This is a genomic window from Nonomuraea sp. NPDC001831 (assembly GCF_042892035.1).
GTDB lineage: Bacteria > Actinomycetota > Actinomycetes > Streptosporangiales > Streptosporangiaceae > Nonomuraea.
Genome location: NZ_JBIATU010000024.1, coordinates 20,344 through 43,239, shown reverse-complemented (window position 1 = coordinate 43,239; position 22,896 = coordinate 20,344). Strand labels below are relative to the sequence as shown.

The following is a 22,896-nucleotide window of genomic DNA, read 5'->3' as shown; positions in this document are numbered from 1 at the left end:
TCATCGTCCGCGTTCCGGCCAGTCCTCCCTGGCCAGCAGCTCACTTCAGGCGAGGCGGAGCGTTCCGGCGTGCTGCCCGGGACGCTCCGCCTCGGCGGCTAAGCCGCTTCGTTGTCGATCAGGTCGATCAGGTGGTCGAACTGCCCGTCCTTGACCCCGGCCAGGAAGGCCGCCCACTCACTGCGGCTGAACCACAGCACCTGCCCGTCGGGGACCTTGGAGTCACGGACCACGACCCCGCCGCCAGCCGGCTGCAGCTGCACGCAATCGCCGCCGCCACTGCTGTAGGCGCTCTTGACCCACGCGACCGTCCCCCGCTGCCCGTTGTCCATCGCCATCACCTGTGTCCTTCTCGCTCCGGCAGGTCCCTCCTGCCAGGCACTGCCCACAATGCGACACCGACCTGGGCGACCGGCTTGCAGACGACCTGGGTGAGAACCTGGCAGGACCTGGCAGGTCACTTGGGAGGCCCGCGCACAGCCCTACGGCAGGGGCCAACCCGCACGACGGATACCTGTCGCACTGTTGGTTCCCCTCGCTTCCGCGTCCGATCAGAGCCCCTGCTTGCCCCCAAATCACGGAGACGACATGGAGTTCCGGCTCCTGGGCCCGGTCCAGGCCATCACCGGCGACGGCCGCCAGACCGACCTCGGCCCGCCCATGCACCGCCTGCTGCTGGCCGTCCTGCTGGCCGCTGACGGCCGACCGGTTCCCGCCGACACACTCATCACCAGGCTGTGGGACCACCAACCTGCCACCGCCCGCGACCTGCTGCACGGCTACGCCAGCAAACTCCGCGCCCGCCTGACCACCCCCACCGGCGCCGTGGACGACACACCGGCGATGCCGCCCGCGCACGAACACGGCTACCGCCTGCCCGTCGCCCGCCACCAGGTCGACGCCCACCGCTTCCATGACGCCCTGGCCGCAGCCCGCGCCCTGCCCCCCGGCGACCCGGCCACAACGGCGCGGCTGCTGCGCCAGGCCCTGGCCCACTGGCACCCCCACGGTCGTGTCGGCGACGACCTACGGCCGGCCGAACCACTGGCCGGACTGGGCGGCGCCTGGGCCGAGGACTACCGCGCCTGCCTGCTCGGCGAGCACCGCGCGGCCCTGCTCGAATGCCTGCGCGCCGAACTCACCCTGGACCGCCACGGCGCGATCATCCCCCAGCTGGAACACCTGGCCCGCGCCGACCCCACCGACGAGACCATCACCGCCCTCCTCCTGCACGCCTGCCACCAGGCCGGCCGGCAGGCCCACGCCACCCGCGCCTATCGCGAGCACTACGACCACCTCCGGCAGGCATCCCTGGTCCCCAGCCCGGAGCTCAACCGGCTGTACACGCAGATCCTCAACAACGACCCCGCCCTCAGCAGGCCGCCGCACACCGACATCGCCCGCCTCACCCCACCCGTCCCCGACCGGCCGCACACCCCCGGTCCGCTGCCGACCCTGCCCGCCACACCGCTTCCCGACCCCCACGACCACGACGACGCTGACTCAGTAGATGGCGAGCAGTCCCAACGCCCCGAGCCCACCACCGATCCCGGCACCGCCATGCCCCCCTCGCCCACATTGGGCTCGTTGATCGGCATTCAGGTCAACAGCGGCCCGGGCGCTCGGGTCTACAACGTCGGCGGCAGGATGACCGTCCACGAGGCCCCGCCGAGCTGATCACCACAGGGCTATGCCGACTGGGCCAGGCTGGGCGGTGTAGTTCAGCGGTGGGTGATCCACCAGAACAGCAGGCCGACCAGGCCGGCTCCAGTGGCTTTGGCGGCGCCTTGAGCGAGGGCGATGACGAGGGTGCGGCGAAGGCGCCGGACGCTGGCAGAGCGGCGCCGCGGCGAGCACGGATCTCCATCGGGCGCTGGGGTATCGGTGTTGGTCATGCCCGCATCACACCCGCCACGCCGACGATGTTGAAGGTATGCCGGAAGGGTCCGGACTTGCGAGGCTACGCTCCTGGTGAGCGGCGATCCTAGCCGGTCCGTGCCGGATCCGGATGACGGTCCCCGACAAGTGAGGAGGCGGGTTGCGTCATGGCGGTGTTCCGCCCGGAAGGCTCGACCTCCCAGGTCCTGGCGGAGCTGGCCCGGCTGTGGGACCAGGCCCGCGTTCACAGGCCAGGCGCAGTGATGCAGAAAGAGCTCGCGAAGGCCTCGGGCGTGCCGTACACGACGGTGAACGGCTGGGCGACAGGCAAGGCAGAACCTCGTGATCTCGATCAGCTGGTCAGGATCGGTGTGACCTTGGCCGCGTGGGCGCAGGAACGTGCCCCCTCCGCGCGGGCGTGGGATCAGCTGATGAGGGCAGATAGAGCCCGCCGCGATGCTGCGAGCCCCGCCGTGGCAGGTCAGCGGCGGGGCTGGCCACTGGCGGAGGTGTCTGACCCGTTCCGCTTCGGGCTGGAGGTGCATCGCGCCATCGACGTCGGCGATGCCGCCTTGCCGGCGCTTCCGGTGTACGTGCCGCGCGCGCATGACCGCGTACTGGAACAGGCGGTGGCGGCCGCCGCCGGCGGTACCAGCGGCATCGCGGTGCTGGTCGGCGGGTCCTCCACCGGTAAGACCCGCGCCTGCTGGCAGGCTCTTGACCTGCTGCGCGGGCGGGAGGAGCCGTGGCGGCTGTGGCATCCCATCGACCCCACGCGCCCCGACGCCGTCCTGGCCGAACTGGCCCAGATCGGGCCGTACACGGTGGTGTGGCTGAATGAGGCCCAGTTCTACCTCGCCGACACCGTTCAGGGCGAGCGCGTGGCCGCCGGGTTGCGCGAACTGCTGCGCGCCCCGGAGCAGGGCCCGGTGCTGGTGCTGGCCACCTTGTGGCGGCAGCACTGGACAGCCCTGACCACCCAGCCGAGCCCCGGATCATCCGCCCCGCACGCCCAAGCTCGGGAACTGCTGGATGGGTGCGGGCACTGCTCGCCCGCGATCTCGCCGCGCACGTCGCGCTGGACGATCCGGGCAGGGTGAGCTGGCTGCTGGACAGTCTGCGGGAGACCGGGGCCAGGGACCAGATGCGGGCACTGGCCAAGAGGCTTCCTGCCGCAGGGCTATTCGAAAAGTTCATTTGGATCGATGATCATCGGGAGCAGTTCCAATTCGGACGGGAACCCGATGGAACCGCCGCTGATCCCTGGGACTGGGGAAAACTGGATTGATCAAGGCCCGCTCTGCCTGACGGATCCGGCCGCGGCGGATTTCGGATGCGGACGACCTTCCGTACCTGTTCAGCGCGTTCATCTAACGACCGTTTGACGAACGCGTCCCGGATGCCTCGCCGAAGGAGGGCCTCCGTCCGCCGTGTCCGGTTCGAGCGTTCATTTTTCCGTTCATTTTCTGCCGGGACCTGTCATTGTTCAAATTCCTCGCGCATGACGTTTGATGAACGGAAGGCGGCCGCGTGGCGCTCATCGGCCTGGTCCGAGTCAGCACCGACAAGCAGAAGACCCAACGCCAGCACGACGCCCTCGACCCGATCTGCCTGAAGGTGTTCGAGGAGAAGATCAGCGGCAAGCTCGCCACCGATGACCGGCCCGTCCTCCTGGAGGCGCTCTCCTACATGCGCGATGGGGACATGCTGACCGTCCAGGAGGTCGACCGGCTCGGCCGCAACCTCCTGGAAGGACTCATCGTCCTCAACGACCTGTTCCAGCGCGGCATCGCGGTCAGGGTGCTGAAGGGCATCGTGGCCGGCGAGCACACCGAGCGCTCCCTGATCCTCGACCTGGCCCTGGCCCTGTCAGAGGACCGGCGCCGCGACATCGTCCGCAAGACCAAGAACGGCGCGGAGGCGGCCCGCCGCCGCGGCCAGGTCGGCGGACGCCGACCCGTGGTCGACGACGACAAGCGCGCCGCGATCCTCGCCCGCCGCGAGCGCGGGGAATCCATCCGCACCATTGCCGCCGGCGTCAACGTCTCCATCGGCGTCGTCCACAAGACCCTCGCAGACACCAAGGAGGGCGCAGGCATCGCCCCGGAGGGCTGACCGTCGCCTCCGTCCCCAAAGTGGGCCTCCATGCCGCCCGTATGGAAGGGAGCCGCCGCACTGGAGGAGGCCAAGACCACTGCCGAGGCGTCGGCCCGGGAGGCGGACGCTCCCGCCGGCGAGCTCTTGGCGCTGCTGCGCCAGCGCGACACCCCGCCTGACCAGCCGGACACCCCATGACGCCAGGCCGGGGAAGGGCCCCGGCCTGCGGAAGGAGAGACCGACATGAACGGAAACATCGACGGCATCACCGTGGCGCTATTGCGCAAGCTCAAGCCCGAGGCCCAGACCGAGTTCCTGGCCAGTCCGAGTTCCGGGGACTCTCGGATGCCGACCGTAATCGGATGTATGAGCCCGACGCTGCAATGTCGGAAACCGAACGCCGGGGGTCCCGACTCCCGCGCTGGTCACGCTGACCCACCCTCCACCTTGAACCCGATCGCCGACCCAGTACAGATGGCGATTGTACGACGTAGTAGATGGGTGCGGCTGATGGTGGCCTGGGGCATCGAGTGACACGAAGTAGAGGAAAGGAGTTTCCCCTTCACCTATTTCCGTGATACGCCTCAATATTTAAGATTACCGACGTGTCAGTTTTAATGGAACCGTTCTTGAGGGTCTCTGCCATGCCTGGATAAATGCTCGCGAGATTGCGGCCTACAGCGATGGTATCGGCGCGTACCTGTTGGCTTGAAGGCGATACAACTCGTAGAAGGGACCTTGGCGAGACACAAGTTCGTCATGGTCACCCGACTCGGCGACGCGGCCATTCGCCAGGACGTAGGCGCGGTCGCAGTATCGCACATTCTCCAGCCGATGTGTGATGAGGATGACCGCCTTGTCCTTGGCGTAGACCCGCAACGCGTCGAGAAACGCTTGTTCGCCGCGAGCATCCAAGGCAGCGGTTGGTTCGTCACAAATCAGCAAAGCAGGATCACGATAGAATGCTCTGGCCGCGGCTATGCGCTGCCACTGGCCTTTGGACAACTCGTGACCGCTCTTGAAACGCCGGTCGAGAAGCGTGTCATAGCCTGCATCCAGCCCTTCGACGACCACATTCACGCCAGATCTGAAGGCAGCCGTACTCAAGCGTTCCTGGTCCGCAGGAAGGCCCATAGTGATGTTCTCTCGGACCGAAAAGGGCCAGTGGGTGAAGTCCTGGGCGATGAATCCGATGTGCCGCCATAACTCTTCCTGGCGAATGCCCACCAGTGATTCGCCGTTCCAGCGGATCTCCCCGTGGTCGGGATCATAAAGGGCTGCGATAAGCTTCGCGACCGTGCTCTTCCCCGAGCCGTTCTCGCCCACCAAGGCAATCATCTCTCCACGGCTTACCCGAATCGACACGTCGCTGACAGCGGGGGACGTTCCGCCTGGATACGAGAAGCTCACCCCGCTGAGTTCGAACTGGGCAGGTTGGGCAAGCGCCACGACAGGGGATTGGCTGGGCGAGACACCGTCCTTCGGTCGAACAGAGGAGGCGGAGTCACTTCCCCGAGCCGCCGTGACCTCGAGGAATTCCACCAGATCCAAGAAGTACAAGCCCGACTCGTAGCAGCCGTTGAGCGAGATGACTAGGGCACCCAAAGAACTACTGCCCAGCTGAATGGCGAAGATGGCAGCACCAGCAGCCGAGAGCGGCATGACTCCTGAGGCGAACAAGACGCCAAGTGCCGCATAAACCAGCCCGATGCCAATTCCACGTAGCACTGTCCCGGTGAACCCGATGACTAGTTCCCGACGGGCAAGCCCCAGTTCCAACCCTTCCTCGTGCCGGGCGATGGCATTGTACTCCACGAGCAGGAAATCTCTCATGGTGAAGGCTCTTACCTCGAGTGCGGCACTTCTTCCAACCATCAGATCGTGAAGCATCCATTTTCTGCGCCGACTCGAAGCCAGCCGAAAGATCGTTTCAAAGCGCATGCGGGCCGAGCGGGCCGTGGTCCAGGCCTGTACCGCGATCGCGGCAGTGAGCAGTGGCAGGAGCACCGGGTGCAACACAGTAAGCGCTCCCGCCGCGGCCATCACACCCATCAGCGCCCCGAGAACGTCTACAGCACGGCTCACCATCTGCGGGGCTTCGTAGAGCCCACGATCGCGAGCGCGCGTCATCGAGTCATGGAACGTCGGATTGTCGAAGTCAGCCAGCGGCACTTTGCTGGCACCCTCCGCAAGTCTGACGGCCACGATCCGCTCGACCTGCGGTCTCAGTCTTGCCTGCGCCCACCGGGCAAGCGACAAGAGCCAGCTGCGCGCGCCGCCCGCGGCCACCACCGCGACGATCGGGCCCAGCGTCTCTAGCAAGGCCTCCCTTGTCAGGTTGGGCGACGATAGTAGTTGGGTAAGCAACTGTGCCCCTGACACCAACCCGAGGCATGCGCACAGCCCCGCCAGAGAGTTGAAGGCGATGACCGATGCCAGATCCCGTCGGCTCGCCTGCCAGCCAAGGCGCAGCGCCTGACGGAGCAGCTCAGGCAATCGCCTGACCACCTGCCACATGGTTGTCGAGATCATCTGGGCTTCGTGCGCTTGCCAGCTAGCCAGCGCAAGGTCATTCGAGTCCGCCGGTTTCTCCGGCGCTGCGACAGTCGCCGACTTTGCCATGGCACCTCCTCTACTCGTGCTGCATCGCGAATGCTGCACCGCAACAAATTCGCCAAACGATCTTCTTGTCTCACAACCCATGCTTCCGCTGCGAGGCGTGACCGCTCGACTAGACACCGAAGACGGCGGTCCAGTTGGTCGTGGCATCTCCGTCGAGGTATACCTTCAGAGCTAGAGCAATTCCTGCCGACCCTTCAAGCAGGCCCGGAATATCGACCTTTCGCGTATATCCCATACGGGGAACCCGAAAGCCGAACGGAACATCTTCTTGATATCGCTCCAGGATCTGGTCCACGATGGCATCAAGACTGGCTTGTTGGACAACGCCCGGGCTATCATTTCGATATTTGCTTAAGATCAGCAGAAGGCCGGCCAGGCCATGGCAGATGAAGGAGTTGGAGAGGTACGCCCCCTCTGGCAATCGACGAATTTCGGCGTGCATGACATCGTCGGCCAGCGACTTCCAGGAGTCACGCGCAAAGGCAATCCCTGCCATTTGAAGGGCGCGCGCAATGCCGACGCTGCCGTAACACCAGGTGGGTGCCGACCTGGGCCCGTTTCGTGCAAGGAGCATGTCTCTTTCGAGATATCTTGGCCAGTACGGCCCGGCCTCGTCCTCCTGTACGTGTCTGAGGAAAGCTTCCCCGATCGCCACGGCGCCTTCCTCGTGCTTCGGCACCAAGACTCCCCGCTGCCGAGAGAGGGCGAACAACGACAATGGCCCAGCCATTCCATGCGCCAGACCGAAATTGAGGTGCCCATTCCGGTATGGCCCGATGGGCGACTTGGGCGAGGCAGGGATCCACCACCCGGGAACCCGCACCCCATCACGTTCAACGGGTTGCCCGAGCACTACGAGTGATTCCATAATGCGAGCGAGCACGAGTGAGTCTGACTGCCCACAGGCCAGGAGGTATTGCCCGACTCCTGTTATACCGCTCAACAGATCGTATACGTCATACGATTGCATGCCGGCCAGTCTTATCTGACCTGTGAGTATCCGCTCCACGAGCTCTAACACGGCGTCCTGGATCGCACCGTTGAGCCGGGATCTCGCCCGACTGAATGCCTCCCCTCCGTCAGCGCAGGCATGGAGTGCATAGGCCAATCCAGCCGCACCATGATGCAGCCCGTACCCTTGAAGGGATTGCACATTCGCCGCAGCACTACGCAGATGGGCCAGAGCTTCCTCCTTTTGGGAAAGCTCGGCGTACAATAGCGCGAGGCCGCTGTGTCCACTGGATAGACTTGCCCTTGCCCAGATCGGCGCTTTCCAGCCGCCGTCAAGCTCGACCCACTGGCTCGTAGCTTCGACGGTGGTCGTGACACGTTCTGGTTCCGCGAGTAATTCAGCGAGTCTGGAGATTAGCTCGCGTGCACGTTGTCGTCGCTCGAACACTGCGGGCTTCAGCCGATCGTCGGCATTCAGATCGTCGGTAGGCAGCGACATACCGCTCACAGCTCGTCCTGTCGATTCAGAAGCATGCGGGCGGCGGCAACGAGCAGGGCGTTCGATTGGAGCTCGGCCTCGGAATCGATACCGATCAGGCGGTTGGCGTGCATATGGAGAAGGCTGTGCGCAATCACGGACGTGTCGGCGTACAGGTCTGTGGCCACCGCCGTAGGCGAAGCTCCCGTCGAGGACGCGACCGCGAATCTTCGGGCAACATCAGCGCGGCGCAGCCAGGAGTCGTACAGTCGGGCACCGGGGTCGCACATCTTAAGGCGGGCCCAGTCGCTACGGGGATCCAGTATCCGCACCTCGCGCCGCAACTCGGGCTTCAGCCTGGCGCCCGACAACATCGGGGCGAGCCTTGTCACTGCCCAGCGGGCCCAATCGAGGTCCAGGTCGGTAAGAAGCCGGATGTTGTTGAGCGCCACCAGGGTCTCTGGACGGACTCCCAAACTGTCGTGCATCCTGCTGCGGAGCTGGGTGACGACCATATCGCTGTCGGCGCAGAAGAGTCGTTCGGCGTTCGTGACGCTTTCCGGACCACCGTACCTGTGCGTCTCAGGCACGTAGTTATCGATCGACCAGTCGACGATCTGGCCCTCATTCCACAGGCTCTCCATGACGTCGCTGAGTACCGGAAGCACCTCACGGCGTAAGTCGGCCGAGTCCCCATGGAGCCGGAGCCGTACATGATGATCCGGATCCACATATCGGATGAAGAACCAGCGGTCCACCTGGTTCCCCAGCCTGGCCAGCAACTCGGGAAGGCGATCTCGCAGCAGTTCCTCCTGAGACTCTGCGCGCGAGTAAAGCTTCGCATAGAGCCAGTCCCCTCCGATGGGGTGCCGGGCTGGGCGGCCGCGCAGCACTGGCTTCTCGACGAGGGTCGCGATCGGCGGGGAGCCGTCTCGGCGTTCCTTGACGGAGACGACAATTTCGGCGGTGTGACCGTCGAGCCAGCAGCGCTGTTTCACGGGTGCAACCTCGACCAGCACCACCTCGTCCCGGCTCTGCAGTTCCGCCCGTAACAGTGAACGGTGGAGCGCAGAGCTCAGGTCGAGTTCCAGACGGTTGTCGCCCACACCGACCTCTACCAGGTCCGGTACCTGCCAGCGCTCCCGCCAATGTTGAAGGGCAGCCTCCCACTCGCGCCAGCTCAGTGATCGATCACGAAGCGACACATCCGGGAGCCAGCGCGCCTTGCTTATTATCGTGCGGCCGTATCTGACGCGGGGCAGGAATGGAAAGGCTTCAAACTGTCCCCAACTCCAGCGGCGCGGTGCCGTTACCCAGGTCTGGGAAATCTCAGCAAGGAAGCGGGCGAGGTTCGGTGTGGCGTCGATACGCGCCATGTGTGGCAGCATTGCAAACACGGGAGATCGATATTTCGTAGACCACAGGAAGAGTCGCTCTCCTGTCGCGCCGACTGCGATCTCGTCTGGTAGAAGCGCTGTCACGCTCTCGTCATACGGTACGCCTAATGGGATGACGGCATCTAAGACGTTCGGCACTCGTGAGACATTGATCTGACGCGGCCTGGCGGGGGCGTAGACGATCTGCGCGGATATCCAGTCGAGCGTGCATGGGGCGGCCAGCATGTCGCGGAGCAAGGCCGTTGCCCCCGGATGCTCCGCGAACCGGCCCAACATCGCACCTGGTGTGGGGGTTGAGGCGACGCCGGATAGCAACAGTGCGAAGTCCCCTGCTGCAGCCTGTTCTAGGGATTCGCAGTTCAACTCCAAACATAGATCGAAATAGGCCGGCGTCTCGATCTCAGGATGCTTATTCGACGGTTCCCCCATAGCCTCGATGAATTCGGCATCCAGAATGATCTCTTGAGCGTCGTCCAACCACGCCTGTTGCAACGCCTTTGCCAATACGAAATTTGGCTGAGCTAACGGGATCGATGCGCCGGGGGCGGGCGCACGCGTAGTGTCCCTGGGCACTTCGTAGCCGTCCGGGGCCCCCAGCCCTAGGTGCGTGTCAAGCAGCTGAGTTAGTGGGACTAAGGTATGAGTTCCGTAGCGCTCCATGAATTTGGTGTGGTAACTCGCGAGGGCAGGGGGAATCGCGTAGGGAGATTTACGAGCCATCGCGGTCAATGCCTGAGCCACACGTTCAGCCTCCCGCTGGACGCTGCGCGGCAAAGCGACCTCGACATCAAGCTCCAGATCGACCTGAAGTGCGGATCTGGAGCTTGATGTGAGGCGAGCAACGGCGTCCTGAGCGTCCCCGAGCTCGCGCCGCCCCTCCCCGACAGGCTGACTTGCGTACTTCTCGAGCTGCTGATTTATTTCGACGAGTGCGGCGCCCTCCTGGTGCGCGGAGGTACGGATGGCGAGTTGTTCGAGGCCATCATGGGAGTTCTGGTGCCACTGCAGGTCAGTTAACAGAAAGTCGTGGGTGACCAGGTTACCGATCAGCTCGTGTACGGCAGTCGGCGAAGCATGCGGCAGGACTTGGGTCAATGCCTGCTGGAGCTCGTGGTACGTCGCCGGCGTCCGCGCTGCCTTGAGGAGAGTGGTGACAGCCTTCGATGCCCTGATGGTCGTTTCGCGTGTCATGCCGTTCGGCGTACCAGAACTTATCGCAAATACGTAAGGGAGAACGTATCGCCCGCCTCGCACGTGACAAAGACTGTTCGTGGAGAAATTGACCGCCTCCAGCAAGTCGCGTTGCCATAAGTGCAGGATGGGCACGAGCCATTCAGAGTCGGGGCGCACATGCTTGCGGTGGAGCTCGCCCCAGCCCGCGCGGGGAGCATCAGAGAAGGAGCCGAGTGTCACTCCAGCGAAAAGGCCGAACGGCGTGGGGCGGCGTGCGGCGCGGATGGCGTATTTAGTGGCTTTTATCGCTATTTGTTCAAGGCGGCGCGGACTTTGCTCTTCTCGAGCCGACATCAACCCTCTTGCAAGCGACGGACTAGCGACCTGGATCGCCTCCATGAGGAGGGCATCGTCGGCAAGATCGACCAGATAGTCCCGTAGCCGTTCGGCATAGTTTTCTAGGCTCGGATGTAGGTCGATCAGTGTCCGGTTGTAACGGTGCGCAGGGAGCACCGGCGACCGAACGATGAATGATCCCTGGAGACTCACAAGACCAGCCTTTCGCGAAACTGTCCCTGTTTTCTGCATTCTCTTATGCTGGCGATCACCAGCAGATGTTCTTTCAGCGGTTTCATCGATGAACCGGCTGTGCGGGATCGGGCGCTTTGCGCACCCGATCCCGCTCACGCGGCCGTCAGCAGGTCTCGCACATGTTGAAGGCTCTCGGCGTCGTCGCGATGCACCTGGTCACGATCTGGCAGGTAGCGTTAGCGCACGTAGCCGTGGTATACCCCTCTGAACAGGCGTTGATATCGCTGTCGGTGATGGCGCGGGTCAGGAAGGCAACGTCGAGGTCGAAGTCTAGATCGTCGATCGCTTCGGGAGCAGTCAGTGTGGGGGGAGAATTCATGAAGGCCTTTCTCTATTAGGACGCATGTCGCGGCCTCGAGTGGACATTTGACAACTTAGTCACCCACGGCACATGCTCCGCACATAATCTGCACACGGCAATTGCACATGGCTCGAACGCAGCTGACGAGGTACGGAATCTTCCCCTGGCTGGTGGCCACGCTGACGTTGGGTTTTGCTTGATCCGGAGGGTCGCGCATGGCCACCACTGGCGGGAGGTCGGCACACAGTGCGGCCAGAGAAACAACGGCCTCGCGATATCCTGCAGCGCCTTAGCCGAACCTTGGCCCGATGAAGGATGAGATACCTGTCGGCATGCCTCCCTCAAGGCGGTACCGGGAACCGTCGTCGCACCTCTATCGATATCGCAGTTCGACACCGCGACCAGAGTCATCCCCGCGCTGCGCTGCCTCTCTCGTACCGCACAGCGCTGCATGCGTTGGCACGCTGGGAGGCATGCGACCATATAGAAGGCTAAATCGATCTCGTCCGGCGTGCGATGGAAGCATCAAAGAAGACATCAAATGTCACTCCGCCTAAAGACCGAGGGGCGTGGGGCGGGGCCAGCGCGCATGGCGTATTTCGTTGCTTCGATCGCCAAGCTATTTGAGTGACACAGATCTCGTTTTTGTGTTCTCTTCCCGGTACTTATGCCGACTCATCGAACTTAAGCGTGGTTGAGGCACCCACGGCTTCGTCGAGTCGTGGCGCAGCGAGTGCGTAACCTCTGGTTCTCGGGATTCCGAAAGCCATACGCGTCGCGGGCAACGGCCTTGATCACGTGATTGGTCCCTTCAGAGCGCGCGTTGGTGATGCCGGTCTGGATGAACGCGAGATTCTCGGGCCACTAAGTCTCGATTGTGCTCGCCAGTCGTTCGAGTTCGGGCAGACCCGAGGCAGCGCAGCGGTCGTAGAAACGGAACAGCCGGCCGGCGACGACAGTACGAGCGGGATACGTACGCGCCAAAGAGAGCGGGTCAAGCAGATCTTCCTTGGGGTTCCACGCGGCCAGGACCGGCACTGCGATCCGCCTCGGCAACGCCATCAGGTCATCAACCATCGGGTCGAGCTGCGAGCCGTGCATCCATGCAGCTGATCGCGTCAGCCGACTACGCAGTTCCCATTCTCGGTTGCCCTTGCGTCCACGCCGGCCTCGAACCTGGACGGTGACGCGGCAGCGGACCTCGGTCACCGCCTGATTGGCCAACTGGACCACATGAAAATGGTCGACGACGAGCCTGGCCTGAGGTAACGCGGTGCGGATGGCAGATTTGAAGATGGTGCACATGTCGATCGCGACGAAGGCCATGCCATCACGCCAGGCCTGGCCGCGCTGGCCGAGCCAGCCGGTGACGGCGGCACTGGTGCGGCCTCGAGCTGGCCGAGCAGCCCTTGGCCGCCGGAGATGTCGACGAAGCCGACATGCCATCGATCCACGACGGTCTGCCAGCTGCCAGCGGCCTCATCCCACCTCCAGCGAGGTCGGCCACGGCGGATCTCATCGATCCCCGGCACCGTCACGGGGGCGGGCTGATCCGGCAGGACGCGGGCGGCGTGCGCGGTGAACGCCGCACAAACCACCGGCTAGGACACCCCGTGGTCTCGAGCCGACTGCACGATCGTCCTCCCGCCCTCACCGACCGCCGCCCCTGCGGCCTGGTGTCATCGCCGGGTCAGCCGGGCTCGGGCAGGGACCTGGGCGACAGGTTCAGTGAACGTCTCTCTCGGACAGATTCGCTCATCGCGGTACCAGCGGCGTTTACGCCAGCGCAGCTCACAGCAGCGGCCCGCAACCGGCAGATCACGCGGGCGGCTGGTCACCCACTCCTTGACCCGGACCGCGGGCACCCCACACGCGGGGCAGACCCGGGCCTGCTCGTCAGCGGTGACCAGGTGCACGATCGGCCCCTGCTCACTGTCATCACCTGCTGAAACGACATCGACGACAGCCAGGCCCTCCAGGCCGAGCAGTCGGGTCGTATTGTTGACCAAGCTCGCGGCTCTTCTGTTGCGATCTTCCGCGTAGACAACAGAAATGATCGACGGGAGCCGCGAGCTTTCTCAAGAGGCCCCCCGCACCCGCACGGGCATGCACCGTCAGGCCTCAACCCCGATCAAATTCGATGAGCCGGGATCGGGCGCTTCGCGCACCCGATCCCGCTCACGCGCCCGTCAGCAGGTCTCGCACATGTTGAAAGCTCTCGGCGTCGTCGCGACGCACTTGGTCACGACCAGACAGGTGTACTTCGTACCCGTGCCCGTCGCCTCTGAACAGGCGTTGATGTCGTTGTCGGTGACCGCGCGGGTCAAGACGGCAACGTCGAGGTCGAAGTCCAGATCGTCGATCGCCTCGGGGGCAGTCAGTGCAGGGGGAGGAGTCATGACAGACCTTTCTCTATTAGGCGCGCATTTTTGCGGCATCGAGTGGATATTTGCCAATATAGTGACCCACGGCACATGCTCCGCACATACTCTGCACACGGTAAATGCCTATGGCTCGAACGCGATCAATGAGGTACCGTCCCTAAAAAATACGCAGAGTGTCAGGAGCGGAGAGTGGAAGTTATTGATGCTGCGCGGCGCGCACGAGCCGTGCAGATAGCACATGCGACCATGGGCACCTTGAGGGACCGCTCGCGCTTGGCCACCGCCGGCGAGTGGTCAGCGCACAGTATGCTCAGAGGTGACACTGGCCTCGCGATAACCTGCAGCGCATTCGCCGAACTGTGGCCCGATGAAGGGTGGGATGCCTGCGGGCACGCATTTCTCAAGGCGGCGCTGGGAACCGCAGCCGCGCCTCAATCGATATCGCTGTTCCACAGCGTTGCCGGAGTCACCTTCGCGCTGCGCTGCCTCTCTCGTGGCGGACAGCGCTACGTTGGCGTGCTGGAACAAGTGGAGGCCATGCTCTTCGCTCGGATCGGCGTGGCGCTTGACAAGTTGCCGCCTGAGGGAGGGCTGGCTGAGGCGGACTTCGACCTGATCGACGGTCTGAGCGGTGCAGCCGTCCCATTGACCGTAGCTGCAGAGGACTCCCGTCACCTGGCTGGGCGGACGAGTACGCCCAGCACTCATTTCACCCTGGCGAGCAGTCTTCTTGAACATATGATGCGACGTTTCACCGTGTGGGCCCGCCAGCCTGTCCCCGGAGGCTTTTGGACGCCGCCAGACCGGATCCGCGACTCGGATTCAGAAGTGCGCAGCGGACATCTCAACCTTGGAGTGGCACATGGCATCGCTGGACCGCTTGCTCTTGCTTGCCTCATCAAGCGTGCGGCCCTACTGGACTTCGACCTCACACCACTGATCACAACGCTTGCAGAGCAGTTGAACGCCTGCATCATCGAGACCTCTGGCGGACCAGATATCCCTTACCACTACCTCCCTCATGTCGCCCCATCCTTGGAGCGTCAGACCCGATCGGCGTGGTGCTACGGGAACCCTGGCGCTGCCCGGGCACTACAGCTTGCCGCGTTAGCCTGCGACCGTCCTGCTTGGGAGGACACAGCGGCCGAGATCTTGCATGCATCCCTCGGACGCAGCGAAGACGTCAAAGCCATCCCGTCTCCCACGTTCTGTCACGGCAAAGCGGGGCTGGTGCACGTGCTCCACCGGTTCGTCCGTGATGCCTCCAAACCGCGCCGCTTACTCCATGAGGCACTAGAACGAGAGCTGGATGAACTGCTCGACAAGTACGACCCTGAGGCCGACTTCGGCTACCGAGACATCCACCTGCGCATAGGCCCCCGGGACCATCCAGGGTTTCTTGAAGGGGCGGCAGGAGTAGCCGCGGTCCTTGCCGCCTTTGCTGCCGATAAACCCCTGACCTGGGAACGCGCCGTACTAATGGGATGACGACACGCGTGCAGGCGCTTGCGCGCTCTGGCAGAAACGCCTGCACAGGCACACCCGGGAGCTATGAGATCAGGCCGAACCCGCGGATGGCCCGCGAATAGTGCCGGGAGAGCTCGCAGTCGATTCGAGATGATGCCGGTGCCGTCAGCACGTCGGCATCGCCTGTGTCCATGCCAAGCTCCGAGGCTCGATCAAGCGCCGATTCCCGGATCGCGGACGTGGTAGCCCCACGCAAGGCAGCGGCTTGTACCGGCGCCAAGAATCGCGATCCTTCCATAAGCTCGGACAGCTCGCGTAGGTCGGTGTCTGTGACGACCGCACGTACCTCCGGAGGGTGCTGGTGCGTGCGCCTACCGCCGTCGGCCCGTATGAGCCTGGTCAGCAGTCGCTGAAGCAACATCACTGGCCAGCCCAGGACGTGGCCGACCACGCGCCCGATCGACCCCGCCGCTTCGTACGTGCCTGCTGGCGTGCCCTGCGCGCCGAGCACGGCGCCGATGCGTGTGTACTGCTCCTCGCGCAGGTGCGACGCGCTGCCGCGACTGCCTTGCAGCGACTCGCGCCATCGCGTCAGGGTGGACAGCGCGCTGCCGATGATCAGCCCCTCATGACCCTGGTTGGCGTACGCATGGGCCAACAGAGCTACCCGATGTCGTGCAGGCAGGAGTAGCCAGGTTGGCAGCCCGATCACCAGTGTCCTGCCCCTGAACCCGGTTCGCACATATTCGCTTGTCATTCCCAGATCTCTGACCGCCACGCTGGCCGGCGGCTGGACGTGCATGGTTCGCGCTACTCTCTCGGCCAATGCGTGGAGTTCGGGAGCGGCTGACCGCTCCACCACCTCGACGTCATCGGGTAAGCGGGGTGGCCGAGGACACATCAGTACGCCGACGCCTATGAGCAAGGCTCCGATCAGCCAGGCGAAGAGGAAGTCGGCGTTGACATAGATGACCCGGACACCCAGCGCCATCAGCGCCAGGGTGCTCGCATGAATCATCAGCGAAATCACTACGGCAGCAGCCGTTCGGATCCTATACACCTGCAACTCCTTTTCGTCTCAAGCATGATCGGGTCCTCTTCCAAGCAGCCGCTGCACCGTCCGCTGGTCGTTCCCAGCCACTCGCGACCGGCCTACTCCCGCAGCTACCGAACTGGCCGGTCACATATTGGCGGTCATGCGGACCACCCAAGGAGTCGTGAGTCCTGCCGGCGCTGCAACGATTCGTCGTGACTCAGGATCGCGCTGTAGAGGCGCTGCAGTGGAGGCGAGGGATCCACCCCAAGATCCTCTCTTAGCCGCATCGACAGTCTCCTGTGCTCGTTCAGAGCGCCGTGCGGGTCGCCACTCGAGTAGAGAACTCGGATGAGCTGCTCGGACGCTCGCTCTCTGGTCGGGTGATCAGCTACGACGGCACGAGCCTCTCCAACCAGAACATGGGCCAACCCGAGCGCGAGACCCGCCTCAATGTAGTCCTCGCGGGCGAGCAGTCTCTGCTCATTAAGAGCATAGATGTACCCTCGCATCACCGTGCTACCCGATGCGTTGGAGCATGCAGGCCCCGCCCATAGCGACAGCCCTTGCCTGAGCCTGTGCATCGCAACGTCGAATTGGCCGCGAGCAGACGCTACGCCAGCCTGGGCCGTGTGCTCATTGAACGCCTGTACATCGCTCTCACCGCTCTCGATGAACAGCTGGTATGTCGCGTCGGCTCCGCCGGTACCACGATTAGTGTGTAGGCGGTCAGTGAGACCGTATTCCCGCAGGTGTGTGCGGGCTTGTCCGATATACGTGCGAAGGTTGGACATCGCAGAACGCGGAGGGTTGTCCCAGATAAGCCGTTTTAGCCTGGATGCCGACAGGCCATGGCCCCCGGCGAGCATGAGAGCCGCAAGTATGCCCAGTGATGTGGGCGACGCGGGGCAGGGGGTGACAGCCTCCGAGCCCAGACGAACCGGTCCAAGTAGATGAAAAATCACGAGGCCTTCCTGGTTCATTCAGTGCCTTGCATTCCAAGTGTGGCCGCAGAACGGGTGGTCCTTCTGGATCATGTCGATTGACTTGTAGTGCTGCCGGTCAGGACGCACGAGTGTTGCTTGGTCTGGCGGTGATCTCTTCGGCGGTTCTACCAACGGTTGAATTTTCTGGTGAGCGTCCGTCAGATGCCCCCTCCGCGTTCGCGTTCGCCGACCGGCCTGCAGTGGCGAAAGTGGGAGGCATGGGCACAGAAAGAGATCATGTATGAGTGCGGCGCCAGGGTCAGCTGCATTTGCCAGTCAACCGAATCATCCTGTAGACGCAAGTTCGCTGTGACGGTCGGGTAGGGCACGCTCAACCCAAGAGTGGCGAAGTAGTGATCGATGTTGAACAGCAATCGGTAATGCCCTTTCTCAAGGTCTTTGGAGCCCCAGTCTCGCACCAAGCCGTCTTCATCGGTCGCGGCACGAGCTGCGGTTTGCCAGCATCCTCCTGCCAAGTGCTGCAATAGGACAGGGATCCCAGCAGCAGGTCTGCCGTACGCGGCGTCGAGCGCGTACGGGGTGATGCTCGAAGGGGACACTTGGAATCTCCTACCTGCGCCGATCGACGCATGTGCACGATGAGCGCGGTGCATTGTCTAAGCCATAATGACGCAACACACTATCCTGGCGCTTCTCGCGTGCTATCTTCCCTGACCGCCGCTCTTCCCGCTCCTCGCGTCGCCCGCTGCGGAAAGATTCGCAATAGCCTGGCGATACCTATCTTGTTATATGTTTTCGGAGCAGCGGCAATTACTACCGATGCCGCACACAGGAGGCTCGTCTTGAAGAACAGCAAGGTTTTCCTCGTCAAGTGCCTGCTCATAACGCTCGCCGTACTGTTCGTACCTTCTGCACTCCCGAGCGCCGCATGCGCCGATGGCGAAGCGAACCTTTCCGTTTCAGTATCGAATACACCGTGGGGCTGAGTCAGCGGGTGGCGGACCTGGCTTCGACATTCCGACCGCTAACCTCCAGCAGAGCTGCCGCCCGAGCATGCAACGCGGCGGCACCGATCCGGTCAGCAAGATCCAGTGCCTCACGATAATAGGCAGCGGCCAACGCCGAGTCGCCCTCAGCGAGGGCCAACTCTCCCATGCCAAGAAGAATCCGTGCCTCGGCAAGTCGCTCGGCGGAAAGCCTAGCCAAGCGTCGGCCCTCACCCAACGCTTCTCTTGCTTCGTGATGCAGGCTCAAGCGCAGGAGGGCTAGGCCGAGGCCGTGCAAGTTATATGCTTCACCCACAAGATCGGCGAGACTGCGGACGTGCACGAGCGCCTGTTCAAACGCTTTGACCGCTCGCGCCGGGTCGTCCAAGGACAGCCAGACCTCCCCGATTCTGTGCAGAACCTGCGCCTCTACCCTGGGACTGTTGGCCCCGCGTGCCAACGCGATGGCCTCTGTCAACAGCTGTTCCGCTTCAGCGGGGTTGCCAAGTTCCAACTTGAGGTGCGCGAGACCTTGCAGCACATATGCAATTGCGATATCGTCCTCAACTCGTCGGAATACCTCTAGTCCCTCGATGTAGCGAGCCTCAGCTGCTTCATAGCGGCCGGCGACGCGGTCGAGAAAGGCGATGTTGCGGACGGCGAGTGCTACCCCACGCTCGTCGCCACATTGCCGAAAGGTTCTTGCCGCAGCTTCGAGTTCATGGCTGGCTTCCGGAAAACGCTGCTCGTGGATATAGAGCGAACCGGTCGAATACAAGGTTGCGGCCTGGCCGCGCAGGTCTCCTGCCTGCCGGGCGGCCTCCAAGGCAACTTGGTGGGTCTCTCGCCAGTCATCGAGGTACATCCTGGACTCGAACAGTGTGACGGAACTCAGAGCCAGATCCCAGCACAGGTCAGTGAATCCAGCCTGCGCCGCCTGACGAACGCCGTGAACGAGACTGGACCGTTCACGCTCGAACCAGTGGAGCGGCTTGGCCATGAGTCCGTCCACGATCTCCTTGGGCAGCGGCCAGCGGGCGGCCTTGGAGTGGATCTGAACGAACGGCCCGCCGTACAGGCGGATGTGCGCTTCCTCGGCCAACGCGAGGAGGGCACTCAGGACCCTCCGCAACAGGCCTTCGCGGTCGCCGAGACTTTCGTGCGCCGCCAGTTTTTCTCGCGCGAAGACCTTGACGAGATCATGGAAGCGGTAAAGACCGGATATCCCTTCACCTACCGTGAGCGGCTGGATCAACTGGGCATCGACAAGTTCGTCCAGTAGATCTTCCGACTCCATGGGAGGGATATCCAACAACGCGATGACAACCCAACCAGAGAACTGTGGTGTGTCGAAAATGGCTAGCCGACGGAAGAGCCGCCTGGCATCCTCGCTCACCCCCTCGTAGATCAGTGAGATCGTTGCGCGGATGCCCAAGCCTGCATGGTTGAGCTCGTCTAGCCGGCGGCTTTCGTTCTCCAGTCGGTTCCGTAATTGCTCGACGCTCCAATGCTGGCGGGCGGACAGTCTGGCTCCGACGATACGCAGTGCGAGCGGTAGATTGCCGCACAGCTCGGCAACAGCTTTGGCCGAGCTCATGTCCGAGTTGATCCGCTCGTCTCCAGCAATCCGCGACAGCAGCCTCAGCGCCTGCTCCACGTCGAACAGCTCCAACTCCAAATGGTGGACGCCGGGGAGGGCGGCGAGTCGGCTCCTGCTCGTAATAAGAACAGCCGAGCCTGGGGTGCCAGGCAGCAAAGGTAGGACATGGCTCTCGCCCCCGGCGTCATCCAGCGTGACCAGCACACGGCGGTCCCCGAGCAGCCGCCGATACAAGCTGGCTCGCTCCTCCATCTCGTCAGGAATCTCCGTCCCGGGTACGCCGAGCGCGCGCAGAAAGCGCTCCAGAACCTGCATGGGGCTGAGCCTGCGAGATTCGACACCGTGCAGGTCCGCGAAAAGACAGCCGTCGGCAAAGTGCTCAGCGAGTCGGTGAGAGACGTGCACGGCAAGCGCCGACTTGCCGACACCGGGCATGCCGCTGATCACTACAATGGGCACCGCACGCGAGGCGGAGACTGCGGTGGAGGAAAGAAGAATCTGCTCGATATCCCGAGTCTGCGGCTCTCGCCCCGTGAAGTCGGCTATATCTGGAGGCAGCAGACGTGGGGCGCTCCGCGCCAAGCGAATTGACTGTCCGCTGTGCTCCCCAGACAGGCTGATACCAGCGTCACAGGTGAGTATTGCGGTCTCCAACTGCTGCAGACGCTCGTTCGGCTCGATGCCAAGCTCATTGATCATGAGTTCGCGCACCGCCCGGTAGGATTGCAACGCTTCCGCCTGGCGACCTGAGCGGTACAGCGCAAGCATGAGTTGGCCATGCAGACGCTCGCGCAGTGGGTGCTCCTTCACCAACGCCGCCAGCTCGCCGACCACTTCATGATGCCGTCCCTGTGTCAACGCCAGTTCGATGCACTCTTCGTTCGCCGTGATGCGCAACTCGGCGAGGTGGGCCGCGGCCGCTTGCACCTCGGGGCTGCTGATCCCGCACAGGACCGGTCCGCGCCACATCGCCAGTCCCTTTCGATAGACACTGATCGCCTCTTCGATGCGGCCTGCGTCCCTGGTCACTCGAGCCCGCTGGACCAGGTCTCCGAACTGATGCGAATCCAGCCGGGAGGGGTCCGTCTTCAGAAGGTATCCGTGAGGCTTGGTCTGAATGGAGTTGCTCTGCCTTCCAGCAGCGAACAGACGCCTGAGCGACGAGATCACGATCTGCAACTGAGTTCGTGCCGTTATGGGTGGTGTTTCGCCATAGAGTGCCGACAATAACCTATCGGAAACGACTGTTTGGCAGGGATGGAGAAGAAGATAGGCCAACACCGTTTGCTGACGGGTGCCCTCAAGGCCAAGAGGCCTGCCGTCGATCAAAGCCTCCAACTGGCCCAAGAGGCGAAACTCCAATGAAACTCCTTGCACGAGGCGCCTGCCCACAGTGGCGCCGTACGCGCTCCAGCTAGTCCGGAGCGCGCCAATGGGACGTTTGTACCATCAAACTATAACCTGTATCACCGCTCTGCAAACATGACGATTTGTTATCGATTGTTGTCGAACACATCCATGCGCTGACATTCCTAATAGCCGTGTGTGATTACATCGATCTGAGGCGTTACCGCTACACGGGCTCGCCTGGGGAGAGTCGAAGTCTTCTCATGTGGCGACATCGGGTAGCTGCAGTTCGGCGAGATAACTGCATTAGCGGTCCGCGGCGGCGGCGATTGGTTCAGCTGCCCGCCCGTGACACTCGAGAATGACTGCACAGCTCCCAGCGCGGGGACGACACTTGCCCGCACCCTACGGCCGCACCTTCCGATAATGCCATTCCCCCAGGTCATGGCCTTGCAGTGCTTAGCGCAGCAAACGCAATTCCGGCCCCCAGGAGAGGAATCCCAGTGCGACATGATGATCGCCTGAGCTCCTCCGGCTGGTCTATCTCACTGTCACGAACAACTTCGCCGTGCTGCGATCGCCGCCAATACACGATCGGGGCAAGGACGTGACGACCCTCGTCCTACGCCACCAGATGACCGTCCTCGAACGACAGCTCACCGCGACACCAAGGTGGAATTCGCCTGGAGGAGTGGGCCGCCTAGCTGCACTCCTGACCTCTCTGCCCCCGGGAGATACTGCGCCGGCTCCGGCTCATCGTCCAGTCGGGCATCTGCGCCTGTCGATCAGAATCTCGTGCCGCATCACCAGATCGCCGTCTTTGAAAGCGCATTCAGCACCGACAAATCTCGCAATAATCCCGCTCCTTCGGGCATCATCTCGTAGCAGGTCGTACCCGCCACCTGAAAGCCGGGACAGACACACGCGCGGTCCAGATGCACCTCGCCCCGCCGCCACTACACAGGCGACCCGCGAACCCTACGAATGGGCTGTGGGACGAGACGTAGGCGGGATAGGACGAGCGATACAGGTGAGCTTATTCCTGATCCCTGGCGGATTGTGCCCACATAGGCGCCCGGGCTTCTCCATCGAACCGCCCCTCGGGCAGCAGGCGCCCTCGCGCAGACGCAGATCCCGCTTGGACGACTCGCTCTTCATACTGTTCGTCGCGGCATCCGTATCAACCGGAGGCGGCAACGCGCCAATTGTTTCCCACTGCCGTGCTGGCGTGTCTGGGCCTCTCTTCCCATAGACAACAAGCTCGCCACTGACAGCTTTCACCGGCAAGACAAACATGAACTTAGACCGGGCAGCACGCCGACAAGGATTGGAGCGCGCCAGAAAGCTTGAATTACGGCACAGAAAACTGTCCACAACGCATTTACTCATACTCCGAGCCAACGAGAACGCCATACGCTTCTCTTTTTCCTACGTGGAACACCTTCTTTGCCACGGAAGGTCCAGAGCAGCACCAAGCACACAGAGCGTATCTTTGGACGGTTTTATACCGCAAGACCCTAACTAGCCATGTACTGTGCACTGCGTGTAATAATTACGGCTTTCATCTGCATAGCGGGTAATAACCCTAGCGGCAGCACCTAGATTCCATCTATATATCTCATCGCTCAGTCGCCCCAGTTGAAC

18 protein-coding genes and 1 pseudogene are annotated in these 22,896 nt (G+C 63.0%); 7 read left to right on the top strand and 12 right to left on the bottom strand.

Features of this window, described 5'->3' with window-relative positions:
- Positions 1–98 precede the first annotated feature (98 nt).
- Positions 99–338, bottom strand: a complete 240-nt coding sequence (locus tag ACFYYW_RS44975) for a DUF397 domain-containing protein (RefSeq protein WP_387659656.1) — start codon at positions 336–338, stop codon at positions 99–101.
- A 250-nt stretch (positions 339–588) separates the two neighbouring features.
- Between ACFYYW_RS44975 and ACFYYW_RS44970 the strand changes: the two genes are divergently transcribed.
- Positions 589–1,677 (top strand): BTAD domain-containing putative transcriptional regulator, encoded by a 1,089-nt coding sequence (locus ACFYYW_RS44970; protein WP_387659653.1) that lies wholly within the window; start codon positions 589–591, stop codon positions 1,675–1,677.
- Positions 1,678–1,721: 44 nt separating this feature from the next.
- Here the strand turns inward: ACFYYW_RS44970 and ACFYYW_RS44965 are convergent, their stop codons facing one another.
- The gene (locus ACFYYW_RS44965; RefSeq protein ID WP_387659650.1) at positions 1,722–1,895 is read right to left on the bottom strand and encodes a hypothetical protein; all 174 of its coding nucleotides are present in this window, start codon (positions 1,893–1,895) and stop codon (positions 1,722–1,724) included.
- Positions 1,896–2,045: 150 nt separating this feature from the next.
- Between ACFYYW_RS44965 and ACFYYW_RS44960 the strand changes: the two genes are divergently transcribed.
- From ACFYYW_RS44960 to ACFYYW_RS44940, 5 genes are all read left to right on the top strand, one after another.
- A complete protein-coding gene (locus ACFYYW_RS44960) occupies positions 2,046–2,978 on the top strand; it encodes a hypothetical protein (protein ID WP_387659647.1) in 933 nt (310 codons plus the stop codon).
- Entirely contained in the window at positions 2,975–3,166 is a 192-nt protein-coding gene (locus ACFYYW_RS44955) for a hypothetical protein (RefSeq protein ID WP_387659644.1), read from the top strand. The genes ACFYYW_RS44960 and ACFYYW_RS44955 overlap by 4 nt, the downstream gene beginning before the upstream one ends.
- 242 nt (positions 3,167–3,408) lie before the next feature.
- Positions 3,409–3,993: a recombinase family protein gene (locus ACFYYW_RS44950; protein WP_387659641.1), complete on the top strand. Its 585-nt coding sequence runs from the start codon at positions 3,409–3,411 to the stop codon at positions 3,991–3,993.
- Between the two features lie 30 nt (positions 3,994–4,023).
- Entirely contained in the window at positions 4,024–4,173 is a 150-nt protein-coding gene (locus tag ACFYYW_RS44945) for a hypothetical protein (RefSeq protein WP_387659638.1), read from the top strand.
- A gap of 45 nt (positions 4,174–4,218) precedes the next feature.
- Positions 4,219–4,509, top strand: a complete 291-nt coding sequence (locus ACFYYW_RS44940) for a hypothetical protein (RefSeq protein ID WP_387659635.1) — start codon at positions 4,219–4,221, stop codon at positions 4,507–4,509.
- Positions 4,510–4,650: 141 nt separating this feature from the next.
- Here ACFYYW_RS44940 and ACFYYW_RS44935 read toward each other — a convergent pair whose 3' ends face one another.
- From ACFYYW_RS44935 to ACFYYW_RS44910, 6 genes and pseudogenes are all read right to left on the bottom strand, one after another.
- Positions 4,651–6,597 (bottom strand): ABC transporter ATP-binding protein, encoded by a 1,947-nt coding sequence (locus ACFYYW_RS44935; RefSeq protein WP_387659632.1) that lies wholly within the window; start codon positions 6,595–6,597, stop codon positions 4,651–4,653.
- A gap of 109 nt (positions 6,598–6,706) precedes the next feature.
- Positions 6,707–8,047 carry a lanthionine synthetase C family protein gene (locus tag ACFYYW_RS44930; protein ID WP_387659837.1) on the bottom strand — a complete coding sequence of 447 codons (1,341 nt, stop codon included), beginning with the start codon at positions 8,045–8,047 and terminating at the stop codon, positions 6,707–6,709.
- 5 nt (positions 8,048–8,052) lie between these two features.
- Positions 8,053–11,184 (bottom strand): lantibiotic dehydratase, encoded by a 3,132-nt coding sequence (locus ACFYYW_RS44925; RefSeq protein WP_387659629.1) that lies wholly within the window; start codon positions 11,182–11,184, stop codon positions 8,053–8,055.
- 988 nt (positions 11,185–12,172) lie between these two features.
- Positions 12,173–12,934, bottom strand: a pseudogene (locus ACFYYW_RS44920) (transposase).
- Between the two features lie 233 nt (positions 12,935–13,167).
- Positions 13,168–13,326, bottom strand: coding sequence for a hypothetical protein (locus tag ACFYYW_RS44915; RefSeq protein ID WP_387659834.1), 159 nt, complete (start codon positions 13,324–13,326; stop codon positions 13,168–13,170).
- A 351-nt stretch (positions 13,327–13,677) separates the two neighbouring features.
- Positions 13,678–13,887 (bottom strand): hypothetical protein, encoded by a 210-nt coding sequence (locus ACFYYW_RS44910; protein ID WP_387659627.1) that lies wholly within the window; start codon positions 13,885–13,887, stop codon positions 13,678–13,680.
- Between the two features lie 174 nt (positions 13,888–14,061).
- Here ACFYYW_RS44910 and ACFYYW_RS44905 point away from each other — a divergent pair, with 174 nt between their 5' ends.
- Positions 14,062–15,360, top strand: a complete 1,299-nt coding sequence (locus tag ACFYYW_RS44905; protein ID WP_387659624.1) for a lanthionine synthetase C family protein — start codon at positions 14,062–14,064, stop codon at positions 15,358–15,360.
- Between the two features lie 61 nt (positions 15,361–15,421).
- On the opposite strand, the gene ACFYYW_RS44900 is transcribed toward ACFYYW_RS44905, so the two are convergent.
- The 4 genes from ACFYYW_RS44900 to ACFYYW_RS44885 form a co-directional block, all read right to left on the bottom strand.
- On the bottom strand, positions 15,422–16,399 hold the full coding sequence (locus ACFYYW_RS44900; RefSeq protein WP_387659621.1) for a hypothetical protein: 978 nt from the start codon (positions 16,397–16,399) through the stop codon (positions 15,422–15,424).
- Between the two features lie 134 nt (positions 16,400–16,533).
- Positions 16,534–17,355: a BTAD domain-containing putative transcriptional regulator gene (locus ACFYYW_RS44895; RefSeq protein ID WP_387659618.1), complete on the bottom strand. Its 822-nt coding sequence runs from the start codon at positions 17,353–17,355 to the stop codon at positions 16,534–16,536.
- Between the two features lie 161 nt (positions 17,356–17,516).
- A complete protein-coding gene (locus ACFYYW_RS44890) occupies positions 17,517–17,918 on the bottom strand; it encodes a hydroxyisourate hydrolase (RefSeq protein WP_387659615.1) in 402 nt (133 codons plus the stop codon).
- A gap of 388 nt (positions 17,919–18,306) precedes the next feature.
- Entirely contained in the window at positions 18,307–21,267 is a 2,961-nt protein-coding gene (locus ACFYYW_RS44885) for a BTAD domain-containing putative transcriptional regulator (protein ID WP_387659612.1), read from the bottom strand.
- Positions 21,268–22,896: the final 1,629 nt, after the last annotated feature.

Excerpts from the sequence above, each read along its gene's own strand:
- ACFYYW_RS44925 (WP_387659629.1), bottom strand. The coding sequence starts at position 11,184 with ATGCAGAAAACAGGGACAGTTTCGCGAAAGGCTGGTCTTGTGAGTCTC.
- ACFYYW_RS44960 (WP_387659647.1), top strand. The coding sequence starts at position 2,046 with ATGGCGGTGTTCCGCCCGGAAGGCTCGACCTCCCAGGTCCTGGCGGAG.
- ACFYYW_RS44965 (WP_387659650.1), bottom strand. The coding sequence starts at position 1,895 with ATGACCAACACCGATACCCCAGCGCCCGATGGAGATCCGTGCTCGCCG.
- ACFYYW_RS44935 (WP_387659632.1), bottom strand. The coding sequence starts at position 6,597 with ATGGCAAAGTCGGCGACTGTCGCAGCGCCGGAGAAACCGGCGGACTCG.
- ACFYYW_RS44930 (WP_387659837.1), bottom strand. The coding sequence starts at position 8,047 with ATGTCGCTGCCTACCGACGATCTGAATGCCGACGATCGGCTGAAGCCC.
- ACFYYW_RS44975 (WP_387659656.1), bottom strand. The coding sequence starts at position 338 with ATGGCGATGGACAACGGGCAGCGGGGGACGGTCGCGTGGGTCAAGAGC.
- ACFYYW_RS44910 (WP_387659627.1), bottom strand. The coding sequence starts at position 13,887 with ATGACTCCTCCCCCTGCACTGACTGCCCCCGAGGCGATCGACGATCTG.
- ACFYYW_RS44945 (WP_387659638.1), top strand. The coding sequence starts at position 4,024 with ATGCCGCCCGTATGGAAGGGAGCCGCCGCACTGGAGGAGGCCAAGACC.
- ACFYYW_RS44895 (WP_387659618.1), bottom strand. The coding sequence starts at position 17,355 with ATGAACCAGGAAGGCCTCGTGATTTTTCATCTACTTGGACCGGTTCGT.
- ACFYYW_RS44970 (WP_387659653.1), top strand. The coding sequence starts at position 589 with ATGGAGTTCCGGCTCCTGGGCCCGGTCCAGGCCATCACCGGCGACGGC.
- ACFYYW_RS44940 (WP_387659635.1), top strand. The coding sequence starts at position 4,219 with ATGAACGGAAACATCGACGGCATCACCGTGGCGCTATTGCGCAAGCTC.